The organism is Anaeromusa sp. (genome assembly GCF_028691475.1).
Classification (GTDB): Bacteria; Bacillota; Negativicutes; order Anaeromusales; family Anaeromusaceae; genus Anaeromusa.
Window position 1 is genome coordinate 1 of the sequence record NZ_JAQUZF010000068.1, and the last position, 14,128, is coordinate 14,128.

Sequence of the window (14,128 nt, forward strand, 5' to 3'; positions counted from 1 at the left end):
ATAACCTGTTGGCTTGCGATGCCAATTAGGGAACTGGGGGAATGGATTGAAGCGCTTAACAAGAGCAGCAAGAAGGCGGGTGGATGATGGCCAATAAAATTTTCGAAGTTGCCTTTAATATTTTGGGCAATGTAAACGGTTCTTTTAATGCCGCATTTTCGACCGCCGCCGAGCGCATGAGCCGTCTCAATACCAATGTCAGCAGCCTTAAAACGCAGATTCGAGATTTGGAGAGGGCGCAGCAAGGCAGCGCGGGAATTACACTAGAGCAGGCGGCCGCGCTATCTCGCTTGCGGGACCAGTTAGTACTTGCCGAGGCGGCGCAACAACGCTATGCAAGGGCGCTGTCCATGAGGCAACGCGCAGAAAAAGTGCAAAGCATGGCTGGAAATGTTGCTATGGGGGCCGCGGCTATGGGAGGTGCCATGTTTTCCGGCCCGGTTATGGCAAGCATGAACTTTGAAACATCCATGGCGCAGGTCGCTAAGCAGGTGGATAACGCTCGGGACGCCAACGGAGAACTTTCCGACATTGGGCGCGAAGCGCAAAGCGACATACTGGAAATGTCGCAAACTCTTATGAAAAGCCCGGTGGAGGTGGCTAATGCGTATGCGTTGGGTGCTCGCGCTGGCGTAAAAGGGACGGAAAATCTGAAAAAAATCACAGAAATGGGCATTATGATGGGCACGGCCTTCGAAATGCCGGCAGAGCAGGTTACTACGTCCATGGCCAAGATTGGTAATGCACTGGGGTATAATCTGGAGACGGCGGAGGGGATTGCCAAACTGGAGGCGCTGGCGGATACAATCAACTACGTAGACGACCAGACACTGGCTACCGGCACGGATTTGATTGATTTCATGACCCGTACTGCCGGGACTATTACGGCATTAGCCCCAACCATGAGCGAGGCTATGACTGTCGGCTTGGGCGCAGGCCTGCTGGCAGCTGGTGAACGGTCCGAAACGGCCGCTACGGCCATTAATGCATTAATGACAAAATTGGCAGCAGCGCCAACGCAAGCCAAAAGCTTTCAAGTTGCCTTGGCGCAAGTCGGGATGAGCGCAGAAGAATTGCAAGCCAGTATGATTGAAGATGCGGATTCAGGTATTTTGAATCTATTTACCCGTATCAACGAGTTGGATCAGGCGACAAGGAACAATGTGTTGGCGGATCTAATCGGTCAAGAGCACATCGACACCATTACCAAATTAACCGGCAACTATGACAAATTCATAGACGCAATCCAGAAGGGTAATGATGAAGCAGCCAAGGGCTCTGTGCGCAAAGAGTTTGAAATCATGTCGCAAACAACAGCGCGGCAGATGGAAGGGGTCAAGGCGGCATTTGAACGCACGTTTATCGCGCTGGGGAACAACCTGCTGCCAGTAGTTCAGAGTATTGGCGGCGCCCTGGTTAGCGTGCTAGAAAAAGTGCAAGCCTTTACCAAGGAATATCCAAACCTGACCAACGTGCTAATGGTGGGTTCGGCGGTTGTTTTAGGGCTGGGCGTAGCGCTTGGCGGCGCAGTTTGGGCGATTGCCGGGGTTGTCAGCTCAGCCGCCACGCTATATACAACCGTGGCAGGTCTCAATTTAGCCACAAAACTGGCTACGGCGGCGCAGTGGCTCTGGAATGCGGCGATGATTGGCGGAAACATCGCGGTGTTTTTAGGACGCATGGCATCTTACTGGGCCGTGCTTGGAGCCACTAGGGTTGCAACGCTTGCCGCTACGGCAGCGCAGTGGCTCTGGAACGCGGCGCTTACCGCCAACCCAATTGGCCTTGTAATTGCTGGCGTGGGGGCGCTTGCCGCAGCTAGCTATTACCTTTATGAAAACTGGGACGTAGTGAAAGCGTTTTTTGTGAGCCTGTGGGATAGTCCGGCGGCAACGCTGCTGGCGTTTGCGGCAGGACCTATTGGGGCTTTAGTTATGGCTGGTTCCTTTCTCGTATCAAACTGGGAAACCGTAAAGTCCTGGTTTTCCTTGCTTTGGAACGATCCAGGTAAAGCGGTTGATGTGTTTGTGCAAGGCATGCAAAATAAATTTGCAACTACGTTTGCTTGGCTTGGCGAAAAATGGGCTTGGGCAAAGGCGCTTTTAAACGGAGACGTGCCGGTGGCAAATGCATCTCCGGCCGCGGCGCCAGACGAATTCGCTGATGGAGCCGGCGAAGCAGCGACGACCGTTGATGTAACGCCAGAATTTGATTTTCCCGACATTGGACAATGGGCTGACGAGGCCTGTACATCGGTGGCCGATTTCGCAAGCAATGCTTACCAGTCGCTTTGCGACTTTGCATCCGATTCCTACAATACCGTTGCGGATTTCTTTAGCGCACTACCAGGGCAGATAGCCTACGGCATTGGTTACGCAGTTGGTTTTTTGTTTTCCCTGCCCGAGCGAATTGCGCAGTTTACAACCGAGGCGGCAGCGGCGATAGATCAATGGAGCGACCAATGCTACGCCAGTTTTTTATACTGGGCAGAGCTGACGGCCCGGACGGTTGTTGACTGGGCGCTACAGACTTACGAAGCAGTGGTGGACTGGGCTAACGATACCTACCAGGCAATGGTAGACTGGCTACCGCAAGCGTATGCGACCTTTACGCAATGGATATCCAACACCATTACCGATGCCGCGGCGTTCTTCTTTAGCCTGCCGGGGCTTACCGAGGCGGCACTGACCTCCTTTGCGGCAAACATTGAGTCTTGGGCGTCTGGCGTGTATAACTCGGTAGTAAATTGGTTTTCACAAATCCCCAACGCCATAGCGGACGCTTTTAATCAGGCTGGTAATTTCATAGACAATCTTTGGAATAAGGCATCTAGCTTTGCGGACAGCCTTGGAATGAATTTTAAAGCAGGATTTGCTGCGGGGAGCTTACCTGGACATGCAACTGGCGGTATTTTTAGCCAAGAACACATCGCTCGGTTTGCCGAGGGAAACAGACCAGAGGCCGTTATCCCGCTAGATGGCAGCTCGCGGGCGATTAGTATTTGGGAGACCGCGGGAAACATGATGGGACTTTTTAACCGGCAAGATGAGCGCACCATGCTAGAGGAGCCGCAAGCGTCTGTATTTCAACGCTTCGTAAATCAAGGGGATACGCAGAATCAAACAATTCGCCAGGGTGACACTACGATTCAATTTTCGCCAATAATCCACGTCACCGGCGGCGGAGATACCGGCAGCATAAAGGAAAGTGTTACCGCATCGATGCGCGAAGCCATGGATGACCTTGAGCGGCGAATTGAGGACATTCAGCGGCGAAAGGAGCGCCTGAGCTATGGCTAATACCTACACAACAACCCAGGGTGACACCTGGGACATTGTAAGCTTGAAAACGTATGGCACAGAGAAAAATATGGGTGAGCTGATTATGGCCAATCCTGATTACCGGGATGTGGTCATTTTTAATGCCGGGGCGGTCCTGGTAGTGCCAACTGTTACCAAGGCAACACCCAGCACGTTACCGCCGTGGAAGAGGTGAGAATATGCTGACGCGCAGGGTTAATTTAAAGCTGACATATAACGGGGCCGACATTTCGCATGATATCGCCGCATCTGCCATATCGTTGTCATACGACGACCATGCTGGAGGTAAAGCGGACGAACTGGAGGTGCAGTTGGAGGACCGTAAGGGCTTATGGAGTGGGGATTGGTTTCCTGAGCGTGGGGCAACACTAGACGCAACGCTTCAGCTTACTACAAGCTCTACCACAGAGGAACTGCCGATGGGACTGTTTGAGATCGATGAGGTAGAGGTTGGCGGGCCTCCATCAACCGTCCATATTCGCGCCATCTCCGTACCCGCATCCTCTAGCCTGCGAGGCGAGGATAAGACAAGGGCATGGGAAAAGGCGAAGCTCTCGGAGATTGTGGCGGATATTGCCGGCGGAGCAAGTATGCAGGTGATGTATGACACGGTGGACGATCCGCTATACGATCGGGTTGAGCAGTCAGAGCAAACAGACCTTTCGTTTTTACAAAAGCTTTGCAGTGACGCAGGTCTGTCCTTGAAAGTGACAGGTGACACAATCGTTGTTTTTGATGACGCCAAATACGAAACCTTGGAGCCTGTGCTGACTATCACCAAGGAAGCGGTTACACAGTATCGAGGGAGAGCCAAAACGAATGAAATTTACAAGGCATGCAAGGTGGAATACCATGAATCAAAAACAAAAGAAGGCATCAGCTATACCTTTGAAGCGCCAAACGCACCGCCAAGCGGCAGAGTGTTACGTATTAACGAGCGAGTAACCACGCTGGCCGAAGCCGAGAAATTGGCAAAGAAGCGGCTGCGGCAGAAAAATAAAGAAGAGCAAACTTTTGCCGTAACGATTCCGGGGCAGACGACCCTAGTTGCGGGCGTGACCGTAAAAGTGCAAGGCTTTGGTGTGTTTGATGGGAAGTATTACGTTGACAAGGCGGCGCATCGAATCGGCAGCGGCTATACCTGCGCATTGGATTTGCGCAAAGTGCTGGAGGGATATTAAAAATGGTTCGAATCGGAGTGGTATCGTCAAGCGATCCGACAACAGCGACGGTGCGCGTGGCGTTTGACGATAAAGGCGGAGTTGTTTCCTACGACCTGCCGGTCCTACAGCGTCAGACGCTGCAAAATAAGGATTATGCAGTGCCGGAGCCAGGAGAGCACGTGGTTTGTTTATTTATGCCAAACGGCAACGCGCAGGGATTTTGTCTGGGGGCGTTTTATAGCGACGTAGACACTCCCAAGGAGGAAAGCCTGGACGTGCGTGCGGTAGAGTTTTCCGACGGAACGCGGATAGCGTACGACCGGAGCAGCCATACACTGACCATCGACTGCGTTGGTAACATTGTAATTCGCGGGGCAAGAATCGACCTGAATTGAGGTGGTAAAATGCCTGCAGTGGTAAGGCTTGGCGATCTGTCGGCGGGGCATCCGCATTGTTACCCGGCGCGGCCCAATACCGAGGCTAGCCCAAACGTGTTTGTAAATAATAAAGGAGCGCATCGCCTGGGCGACGCATGGGCGGTCCATGGAGCTTGTCCAGACCACACGCCGCACGGAGGAGCCGCCAGCAGCGGCAGCGGCAGCGTGTATGTAAACGGTAAGCCGGTTTGTCGAATCGGCGATGCTATTTCTTGCGGCGACACTATGGCGCAGGGTAGCGGCGATGTGTTTGCGGGAGGGTAAGTATGTCAATTGGCAGCTTGGGAGACGTTGTTTTTGAGGCGTCGTCTGAGAAAGTAAAAACCCTGCGCGATATGCAGCGGCAGGGATCAGCGCGGTTTGCGACACATGAGATTATTGGCAAAAAACCGTTGCGTGAGTTTTTAGGGCCTGGTTTAGAGAAGATTACGTTTCAGATTCAACTTTCAGCGTCGCTGGGCATCGAACCGGCGAGCGAAATGAAAACGCTGCGCGAGCTGCGAGACAAGGGCGAAGCGTTAGAGTTTGTCCTGGGAGGGTCTGCTGTAGGCGAAGAGCTTTGGACTATTGAAGACCTGTCAGAAGACTGGTCACGCATTAACGGGCAAGGAACCATTATTTTCGCGAACGTGTCGGTAACACTGCAAGAATACCCCAGGGATACTGCCGGAACGGCAGGAGGCTCTGGAACCGACACGACGTCAGGAAGCGAGGAAGGCGATGGAACTTGACGTCACGGCCCAATTGGGAGATGTTAACTTTCAGCCAGCCAGCACAATCGAAGAGATTCTGCAAAACGTGCGTACGATATTGACCACGCCGGTTTATTCCGTGCCGCTAGATCGCACATTTGGCTTGTCTGTCACTATGCTGGACGCACCGGTTCCCATTGCGCAAGCAAAGCTGACCGCTGAAATCATCGCGGCAGTGCATAAATGGGAGCCGCGAGCGCGTGTGACAAAAGTAATCTACGAGGGCGACGCCGCGGACGGCGTACTCCGGCCCAAAGTGAGGGTGAGAATCGTTGGAACTGGCTAATTTACCAGAGATTGAATTTGCGGCAAAATCGGCGGCCAACATCGAGGCGGCTGTGATAACCATGTATGAGACTATTTCCGGCCGGACGTTGGCTGCTGGCGACCCGGTTAGGCTGTTTTTAGAATCTGTTGCCGCAATTATAGTGCAGCAAAGAGCCCTGATTGACTATACCGGCAAGCAAAATTTACTGGCGTACGCTGCTGGAGATAACTTGGAACACATTGGGGCATTGGTCGGAGTGGAGCGGTTATCTGCGTCAACCGCAACCACTACGCTTCGTTTTGCGTTGTCGATAGCGCAGCCGCAATCCGTTATTATTCCCGCAGGAACACGAGCATCTCCCGGCAATGATATTCTTTTTGCTACAACCGAAACCGTGGCAATTGCCGCTGGTCAAACCACCGTGGACGTGGGCGCGGCATGCACGCAAACAGGAGCAACAGGGAACGGCTATCTTCCAGGGCAGATTAGTAAAATCATTGATCCAATCCAGTGGGTCGCGTCGGTAACCAATATTACTGCCAGTGAAGGAGGAGGAAGCGTGGAAAGCGACGACTCTTATCGCGTGCGCATTCAGCAGGCCCCGGAAAAGTTTTCCGTGGCTGGCCCGGACGGGGCGTATGTTTACCATGCGCTGCAAGCATCATCGTTAATTACTGATGTGTCCGTGCAATCACCAAGCCCCGGGGTGGTGGAAATACGACCGCTGCTTACAAACGGCGTGATTCCGGGGCAAGAGATTCTTGACTTGGTTATGGAGGCTTGTAGTAATCGATCCGTGCGACCGCTGACCGACCATGTGCAAGTATTGGCACCTGTTGCAGTCCCGTATGCCGTGGATGTAACGTACTGGATTGACGCGAGCGATTCCACCAATGCGGCCGCCATTCAATCGGCGGTAGAAGCAGCTGTAAGCAATTGGGTATTGTGGCAAAAAAGCAAAATCGGGCGCGACATCAACCCTTCTGAGCTAACCGCCAGAATGGTACAGGCTGGGGCTAAGCGAGTGCAAATCACGTCACCAGCATTTACCGCGCTAGATCTGACGCAAGTAGGGATTGCATCTAGCCAGTCGGTTTTGTTAGGGGGCCTTGAAAATGGCTAAAGACCTGCAGCAAGTATCGCTATTAGATTTGGTGCCGTCCAATTTGCGTGAAGATGTGCAGGTGAAGGCGGCGGCAGCGTCGCTCGACGCGGAGTTAAACGCGGCAACAGGGGCTATTTTAGAATGTTTACACTTGCCGCGTGTCGACGAACTCCCTGAAAGAGTATTGGACTTGCTTGCATGGCAATGGCATGTTGATTTTTACGAACCGGTTGGAATGGCGTTAGAGACGAAGCGGAAGCTTGTCAAGAATGTCATTAAGTGGCATCGGGCAAAGGGTACGCCTGCGGTCGTGGAAGATGTGGCTAATTCGATTTATGAACCATCCCAAGTAGTCGAATGGTTTGAATATGGCGGACAGCCGTACTGCTTTAAAGTGCGTACCGAAGAAATTCCGCAAACACAGGCGGAGCGAGCCGTATTTATTAGGGCCTTAAACAGCGTGAAGAATACGCGGTCGTGGCTTGAAGCGATCGAATATGTCATCAGTTTCTCCGAGACCATTGAGTATGCAGAAACCCATGTCATGACCACAACGGGGAGTATACAAGATAGTTATTACCTGCGCGGCCGCAAGTTTGACGGCGGTTGGCACTATACGGCCCCGGTCGTATATGGTGGCGCTTGGAATTTAGACGGCCAACAGCGCCATGACGGAGCTTTGAGCGGTGACGATGATCCGGTTGTCCATGGCAGGCGTTTTGATGCTGCGTGGCAGCTGGACGGTTCACAAACCTTCGTGCTGGCCAATCCAACACGAAAGGTTGGCTTCAACGCCGAAGAGCCGGAGGAACTGCACACCACGCCGACAATCGCGCAAAGCGACACGCATGGCGTCGTGCTGCTGTTTGATGGAGCAAGCCGACCGATGGACGGCTTGCAGAAGTTTGGGTCTATGAACGGCCCGCAGGATGCAAACGACGTGCTGCTTGCGCCGGTGTTGCACCAAGCGGATGACGTGGAAACGAGCGAAGCCGTGGCAATGCAAACGCCATTTCAGGCGCGGGACAACTACCCGCTGCCACGTATGCAATATTTTAGTGGTGCGTGGGCCTTTGGCCAAAGCGTTACACACGACGGCAACCGGTGGTTTAACTCCGGCGAAAAGTACGACGGCCTGCCCGGCTTCCCTGATCCGGCGGTCAAGCCGCTACTGCTTGACGGACAAAGCGCATTTGACGGGGCACATGTTTTGGGAGCGCCGCAGCCAGCCGTCACCTTTGGGGCTGACGCCGACGCGGCGGACGATGTTGCTCTGGACGTGCAGCTGACAGCGACCGAAACCGTTTCTTCTACGGAGGCGGTCAGCGTGACGGCGGTCGGCATTCTGGAGGACTTCGCTTACGCGGACGTGCGACTGGACGGCTCCTTCCGATTCGCACAGCCAGCTTGCTTTGACGGCTTCTGGCAGCAGCGCGGTGCACAGCTTTATGACGGCGTCGCGGCTGAACGTGCAGGAACATTGCCGGAGCCTGAACCGCTGGCTGGAACTTACAACGGCCAAAGTGCTTTCAATGGCGGCGCGGATGCGGCGTATGATGGAACGCTTGGCTTCAACACTTACCCGATCACCGAACAGGTTGCACGCTTCGACGGGCGCGCCATGCAAGATAATGAAAATATCAGCCTGAACATGGCTATGCAAGACACTGTCCAGCATGCTGCCCGAATGGATGGCGCGGTAATGTTTGACGGTTCCTGGGATTTAGACGAACAGCCTGGATTCTATGAGAATGAACAAGACGAAATCACTATAGGCCGCTGGTTTGGCGGCGGCTGGCAGTTTGATGGCGGAAACACTCTATTCTTTGGCGGAGCATGGGGCTTTGATGGCTCCTATCTTCATAACATCCTGGGCACTTGCCGGGATCACTTTGACGGCAGCCTGGTTATGGATGGCACAACCGTGTTCTGGAAGGGGGGTGAAACTTTTGAACATTACCGATATGCAGCAAATTAACGAAGGAGCGATGTCCATGGGAATGAAAGTGGCGCTTCAAGATGAACAGGCCATGCGCGGCCATGTGCACCTGGAAGTCCGAAAAAACGGGAAACTGATTGATGTTGACGACGATCATAACGTGGTTGTAAACGGCGGCAGAGCCATGCTGGCGGGGGTATTAGGCGGGCGAGATATGGGCAACTTTATTACGCACGTCGGCGTTGGAACCAGTGCGACTGCCGCCACGGAATCCGACACAGACCTAACCGGCAAAGTCCTGATTGCACTTAGCAGCGCCACTTATGAAGGTGCAAAGGTTCGCTTCAATTTTACGATTGGCAGCGGCCAGGCAAACGGCTTGACGATCCGCGAACTTGGTTTATTTTTCAGCAATGGCACTATGTTTTCGCGACGGGTGCGCAAAAGCGCCATCGGCAAGGAAGATGACATCGAGATCGCTGGTTATTGGGACATCTATTTATAAAATAAGGAGGAACCACAATGGGAGTATTAACCGAAACAAACCAATGGGAAAACGCCATCAATCAAATTGAGGTTACCGATCCGGCACTTGGCGGCCCTTCCGGCCCTGTCAACACAGCGCCCCGGCAGCTGGCCAACCGGACGCAGTACCTCAAAGCGCAGCTGGCTGCAGCACAGACTGAAATTTCCGATGCACGCGGTGGCAAGACCACCCTGGCAGCCCGCCTGACAGCGCTGGAAACGCAAACCACGCAGGGCGATTTAAGTTATGCAGGCACGGCTGGCGTGACTGTATCGCACACAATGGGAACCACAAACTACACCGTCAACATCATGCCGACGGCCAACACCAACGGCGATTTGGGCGACGTATTCGTCAGCAAGGCGGCCAACGCCTTCACGGTCTACAACACTGGCGGCTTCCGTGGCCAAGCGCGTTATCAGATCATTACCTGATCGGCTACTGGTTTACTAAACTAAAGGAGGAATTCATTCATGATTGTGTATCAAGACGAGAACAAAGAAAGCGTCCAGGTGACTGTTGACCAGGAGAATAAAGCGGTGCTAAACACTGCTGCCTTTACGATTAACGGCACGCGGGTGTCCGCACAAAGCTTTGATTTAACAGCTTTTCAAGACAAGGCGTTCCGCTTATATGCAGAAGAAAACGGCGACCTTTCCACAAACAAAAACCAGGATCACTTCTGGCTGTTGGCCGAAGCGAATGTGCCTGAAAGATTGATGGAAAGCGTTTCAACCGGCGAACTTGACGAACGCGGGCAGGAAATCATGAAAAGCGTCGATGTCCCGCTTGACCTGAACAATGTGGAAATCAAAGTATATGCACTTCCGGAGGTGGCTGAATAATGGCAATTAAAGACCTTTCACTCAAAGCGCTGCGCGACCAGATCAACGCGGGCACGCGCGAAGTTTCATTCAGAACTGACGACGGCGCAACCACGCAAATGGTTTATATCCCGAAATTCCGCGTTCCCGCTGGTCTATGGGATGGCGGCGCTTTCCCAGCCCAAGACATGCAGCTTGGCGGCTTCTTCATTGACAAATACCAGGCATCACACAAGGCTGCCACACATAACAGCGCTGGCATTGCAGGCGGCGCGACTGTTGCGGCTGATAGTACGACTGATGTCGCAGTGTCACTTCCGGGCAGAGTGCCCTGGGCAGACGTTACCCACACGAATGCAAAACAAGCCTGCGCCAATAGAAAGATCAATGGCGTGGCGTGCCACCTGGTCACGATGAAAGAATGGGCCACTATGGCGTTTTTGATCAAGCTGTTAGGCCATGACGTTCGCGGGAATAATAGCTGGGGCCGCGATTATCGCGACACAAACGTCCATGAGAATACCGGCTTTGTGGATACGACTCTTTCTTCATATAACGCCAGCAATAACCAGGCTATTTCTCGTATTCTCACAGGCACCGGCCCTGTATCTTATAGCCATAATGGTATGGCGAACGGTGTTTTTGACATCGTGGGTAATGTATGGGAATGGCTTGACTTCCAGATCGTCACCGGCGTATATACGCATTCTAAAAAGTCGCGTATTAACGATTCTGACGGCATCACAGCTTCCGATACCACCATCACAGTGGACAGCATGGAAGCTGGCGAAACCTGGCCTTCCTCTGGCTTAGTCAAGATTGAAAGCGAGTATATCCGCTATGCTACAATCAACTACCAAGACAGCGGAAAAGCTGTACTTTCGAACTGCAGCCGCGCCCAAAACGGCAGCACTGCTGCAACTCATGCGGACAATGCGATCGTGGAACAGCTTACTGATTATTGCATTATCCCAGGCGGCGCAACGGCATATATCGGCAACGCAGCTGGATTGACTGCTGGTGATACCTCTATCACGTACACGGGATTGATTAACGGCCCTGGCAATACTGTTGGCATTGCAGTTGGCGACACTCTCCAATGCGAAGCGGAGCAAATGACTGTCACTGCGGTGGTATCCAACGTATTGACCGTTACACGTGGCGCGAACGGAACCACTGCTGCCACCCACGCGACTGCCGTCGCCTTCACCAAGATTTCCCCGCAAATGAGCAATACTTCCCCGACTTCTGACCCTTACCAAAACGGTTATTTCACTACCATGCGCAGCGAACAAGACTTGGCTGCTCTTGGGTTGCCATTTACCGCTAACAGCCAGACGGAAGAATGGAAAGATGGTTTTTATATGCGTTCCACGGGTACGAGGGCCGCGCTTCGCGGTGGCAATTGGGACAACGCGTTTTACGCGCGTTCCGGGTTCATCCTGCACTTGTCCTACGCTCCGTCCACTCGGACCACTAGCGTCGGCTTCCGTGCCGCACTGACGTTAGAGACATTCTAAGAAAAGAGGCCCTGGCTAACTGGGGCCTCTTTTTTTTATAAGCGGAGGTGGGAAATGTCCGATGACAACGCACGGCGTTTGTTCGAACTTATGGATGAAATGCGGCGAGAACAGGCTGAGCAAAAAGCACGCTTAGCTCGCATGGAAGAAAAACTTGATAACAACGCAAACCGCTGCTTTGACCGTGGGACTTGGATGAAAGAAGTCGATGCTAAAATTGACGACTTAACGAACAAAGCAAACCAAGCGCTGGGGGCGAAAGCCGTCCTGCTTGGCATGTTGGGGCTTATCGGCGCTGTTATTGGAGCGGCGTGGGAGGCGTGGAAGAAGTGATTAAAAAATTATTTCGAGATTTATGGGCGACCATGTACGACGACACTGAGTACAGGGTCATTTCTTTGCCCCGGGTGGTGTTTGCGATGTCGGTGCTTATGGTGCTGGTGGCGTGGATTGCTGACCAGTTTCTGGGCTACGAGTACAAGAACATGACGCAGTTGGTAGCGTTTAGCACGGCAAACGCGGCGGCCTATGCCGCTAAAAAATTTGTAGACGGGAAAGGTGGTAATAACAATGGATGACTGGAGAAAACTGCTGCTCAAGATTGCGCTGTTTATTGCGGCGCCTTTTATTTTAGGTTTTGCTGCTTACGAGTGCTACCTTGACGGCCTTGTATACGGCGAGTACGTTTTTGGCGGTCTTGCTGCTGTAGCCGCCCTTGCCGTCGCCGGTGTGGCCTATTTATTGAAAGACGGGATCAGCATTAATTAAGGGAGGGAATAGACAATGACCAGAGACGAGTTAGCGCAAGCGATTGCAAAAGGGCTGGTAGAAACCGGCGTAGAGGGGCCGTACAACTGCGTAACCTGCAGTACCGCAGGAGATTATCCTTCAATGGGTTGCTCACAGTGGGAGGGTCTCGGGGGGCGTGGGGATTTGCTACTCAGCTACATCGACGGCGGCGCTCAATTTGCCGGCCGCACTTACAGCGACATTGCTGACGCTGGCGAGTTGGACGCGCTTTCGGCTCTCTTGGATTCGGAGCAGGGCCAATCTGCGCAGAATCAAATTCTTGCTGACGATTGCCGGGAGAAATATTTGCCGGCGCTTGCAGAAGTGGACGGGCTTACGAATCCGGCTTGCATCATTTACGCCGGGATTTGGTGTCCGACTAGCCATTATGTCGTGCAAAAATTCCTGCAGAGGCGGAGGGACCGCGATTACGACATTAACAACCTGGAGGTGCTGCGTGATTTGTTCCGTGACGAGTATTATATTGCTGCCGACGTGGGCGAGCAGTACGCCGAGGGATACGCCAACAGGGCGGAAACGACGTATGAGTATGTTGCGGGGCTGGGCATATGAGCGGCGACGTTATCCCCAAAGGGGCTACGGTTTTAATTAACCGTGGCCCCTACCTGGGGCGCAAGGGCGAAGTAGTTGGTACGCAGAAGAAGGCGCATAAAGACGCCATGCTTTACGACGTGTACCTTGGCTGCGCGGACGTGGTTTCGTGCAGCCGCAAAGAACTGGAGGTGCTAGAGTGTGCAAATCACTAACAATCAAAAGTATATTGCTTTCCTGCTTGTTGGGATGCTTCTTATGGGTGGTGCCTGGTACGTGCTCAGCGGCGGAGGCGACGTATCAGATAACGGAGTCGGAGCTGGTGCAGTTACAAACCAACTTGACCAAACTGGAAAAGAACTACAAGATACTGCTGCAGGACTCAACAACGTCAAGCAAGCAGTTGATCGAAGCGTTGAACGAGTTGAGCGAAGCGAAACAATCATTAGAGAAGTGCAAGTCAGAACTGACAACGACGCAGCAGTCCTTAGTGAAAGCGCAGGCCTCATTACAGACAGCCAACGAATTATTTCAACAGTACGCCAAAGAGGAAAAAGCGAAACAAAATAAGCTAGAATGGCAGCGTAATCTTGCTATCATTGCTGCTATGTACTTCGCGTCTCGTAAATAAAACTAAAACCAGCCTGGTGCCTCGCGGCGCTGGGCTGGTTTTTTTTGTTTCATTAAAAAACCCCGGCTATTTGCCGAGGTATTGTATTTTTTGTTTCTGTGTTATAATGCTTTTATAAAGTCCCTAGGGATAACAACTTGGCGGCGCACAGTATTAGCGCAAGATCTGGCACGGGTCGCCTCCACCACTCAAAAGACAAACGCAATTTAATAACGTAATCATCTTTAGAGACAACGATGCGATCCACAAAAGTCTCAATAATGGCCCGGATTTGTTCCGGGCTTTTTTCTTTTTCAGCAAAA

Annotated in this window: 20 protein-coding genes; 19 read left to right on the top strand and 1 reads right to left on the bottom strand. The window is 52.7% G+C overall.

The annotated features are described in order from the left end of the window. Nucleotides 1–83: 83 nt before the first annotated feature. From PHF27_RS09470 to PHF27_RS09560, 19 genes are read left to right on the top strand one after another with little or no spacing between them, the layout of a single operon-like run. Nucleotides 84–3,299, top strand: coding sequence for a phage tail tape measure protein (locus tag PHF27_RS09470; RefSeq protein ID WP_300069035.1), 3,216 nt, complete (start codon nt 84–86; stop codon nt 3,297–3,299). Further along, nucleotides 3,292–3,495, top strand: coding sequence for a tail protein X (locus tag PHF27_RS09475; protein ID WP_300069037.1), 204 nt, complete (start codon nt 3,292–3,294; stop codon nt 3,493–3,495). Before PHF27_RS09470 ends, PHF27_RS09475 begins: the two co-directional genes overlap by 8 nt. Nucleotides 3,496–3,499: 4 nt before the next feature. Further along, nucleotides 3,500–4,501: a contractile injection system protein, VgrG/Pvc8 family gene (locus PHF27_RS09480; RefSeq protein ID WP_300069039.1), complete on the top strand. Its 1,002-nt coding sequence runs from the start codon at nt 3,500–3,502 to the stop codon at nt 4,499–4,501. Between the two features lie 2 nt (nt 4,502–4,503). Next, nucleotides 4,504–4,878 (top strand): phage baseplate assembly protein V, encoded by a 375-nt coding sequence (locus tag PHF27_RS09485; protein WP_300069040.1) that lies wholly within the window; start codon nt 4,504–4,506, stop codon nt 4,876–4,878. Nucleotides 4,879–4,887: 9 nt separating this feature from the next. After that, complete coding sequence (locus tag PHF27_RS09490) at nt 4,888–5,184, top strand: PAAR domain-containing protein (protein WP_300069043.1); 297 nt, start codon at nt 4,888–4,890, stop codon at nt 5,182–5,184. Nucleotides 5,185–5,186: 2 nt separating this feature from the next. Next, a complete protein-coding gene (locus PHF27_RS09495) occupies nt 5,187–5,651 on the top strand; it encodes a phage tail protein (protein ID WP_300069046.1) in 465 nt (154 codons plus the stop codon). Beyond that, nucleotides 5,641–5,958 carry a GPW/gp25 family protein gene (locus PHF27_RS09500; protein ID WP_300069049.1) on the top strand — a complete coding sequence of 106 codons (318 nt, stop codon included), beginning with the start codon at nt 5,641–5,643 and terminating at the stop codon, nt 5,956–5,958. The genes PHF27_RS09495 and PHF27_RS09500 overlap by 11 nt, the downstream gene beginning before the upstream one ends. After that, nucleotides 5,945–7,063 (top strand): baseplate J/gp47 family protein, encoded by a 1,119-nt coding sequence (locus PHF27_RS09505; protein WP_300069052.1) that lies wholly within the window; start codon nt 5,945–5,947, stop codon nt 7,061–7,063. Before PHF27_RS09500 ends, PHF27_RS09505 begins: the two co-directional genes overlap by 14 nt. Next, nucleotides 7,056–9,023 (top strand): phage tail protein, encoded by a 1,968-nt coding sequence (locus tag PHF27_RS09510; RefSeq protein WP_300069054.1) that lies wholly within the window; start codon nt 7,056–7,058, stop codon nt 9,021–9,023. Before PHF27_RS09505 ends, PHF27_RS09510 begins: the two co-directional genes overlap by 8 nt. Then, entirely contained in the window at nt 8,995–9,489 is a 495-nt protein-coding gene (locus PHF27_RS09515) for a hypothetical protein (RefSeq protein ID WP_300069056.1), read from the top strand. The genes PHF27_RS09510 and PHF27_RS09515 overlap by 29 nt, the downstream gene beginning before the upstream one ends. Nucleotides 9,490–9,506: 17 nt before the next feature. Continuing rightward, nucleotides 9,507–9,944 carry a hypothetical protein gene (locus tag PHF27_RS09520; protein ID WP_300069058.1) on the top strand — a complete coding sequence of 146 codons (438 nt, stop codon included), beginning with the start codon at nt 9,507–9,509 and terminating at the stop codon, nt 9,942–9,944. A gap of 39 nt (nt 9,945–9,983) precedes the next feature. Then, nucleotides 9,984–10,355, top strand: a complete 372-nt coding sequence (locus tag PHF27_RS09525; protein WP_300069060.1) for a hypothetical protein — start codon at nt 9,984–9,986, stop codon at nt 10,353–10,355. Beyond that, nucleotides 10,355–11,854: a hypothetical protein gene (locus PHF27_RS09530; RefSeq protein WP_300069062.1), complete on the top strand. Its 1,500-nt coding sequence runs from the start codon at nt 10,355–10,357 to the stop codon at nt 11,852–11,854. Before PHF27_RS09525 ends, PHF27_RS09530 begins: the two co-directional genes overlap by 1 nt. A 54-nt stretch (nt 11,855–11,908) precedes the next feature. Next, nucleotides 11,909–12,187, top strand: a complete 279-nt coding sequence (locus PHF27_RS09535) for a hypothetical protein (RefSeq protein ID WP_300069064.1) — start codon at nt 11,909–11,911, stop codon at nt 12,185–12,187. Further along, nucleotides 12,175–12,432, top strand: coding sequence for a hypothetical protein (locus PHF27_RS09540; protein ID WP_300069066.1), 258 nt, complete (start codon nt 12,175–12,177; stop codon nt 12,430–12,432). The genes PHF27_RS09535 and PHF27_RS09540 overlap by 13 nt, the downstream gene beginning before the upstream one ends. Continuing rightward, complete coding sequence (locus PHF27_RS09545) at nt 12,425–12,622, top strand: hypothetical protein (RefSeq protein ID WP_300069068.1); 198 nt, start codon at nt 12,425–12,427, stop codon at nt 12,620–12,622. Before PHF27_RS09540 ends, PHF27_RS09545 begins: the two co-directional genes overlap by 8 nt. Nucleotides 12,623–12,637: 15 nt before the next feature. Next, nucleotides 12,638–13,216, top strand: coding sequence for a hypothetical protein (locus tag PHF27_RS09550; protein WP_300069070.1), 579 nt, complete (start codon nt 12,638–12,640; stop codon nt 13,214–13,216). Further along, on the top strand, nt 13,213–13,410 hold the full coding sequence (locus PHF27_RS09555) for a KOW motif-containing protein (protein ID WP_300069073.1): 198 nt from the start codon (nt 13,213–13,215) through the stop codon (nt 13,408–13,410). The genes PHF27_RS09550 and PHF27_RS09555 overlap by 4 nt, the downstream gene beginning before the upstream one ends. Further along, complete coding sequence (locus PHF27_RS09560; protein ID WP_300069076.1) at nt 13,395–13,826, top strand: hypothetical protein; 432 nt, start codon at nt 13,395–13,397, stop codon at nt 13,824–13,826. Before PHF27_RS09555 ends, PHF27_RS09560 begins: the two co-directional genes overlap by 16 nt. A 112-nt stretch (nt 13,827–13,938) precedes the next feature. Here the strand turns inward: PHF27_RS09560 and PHF27_RS09565 are convergent. Then, nucleotides 13,939–14,128 (bottom strand): hypothetical protein (locus PHF27_RS09565; protein ID WP_300069079.1); only part of this gene is annotated, 190 nt, incomplete at its 5' end.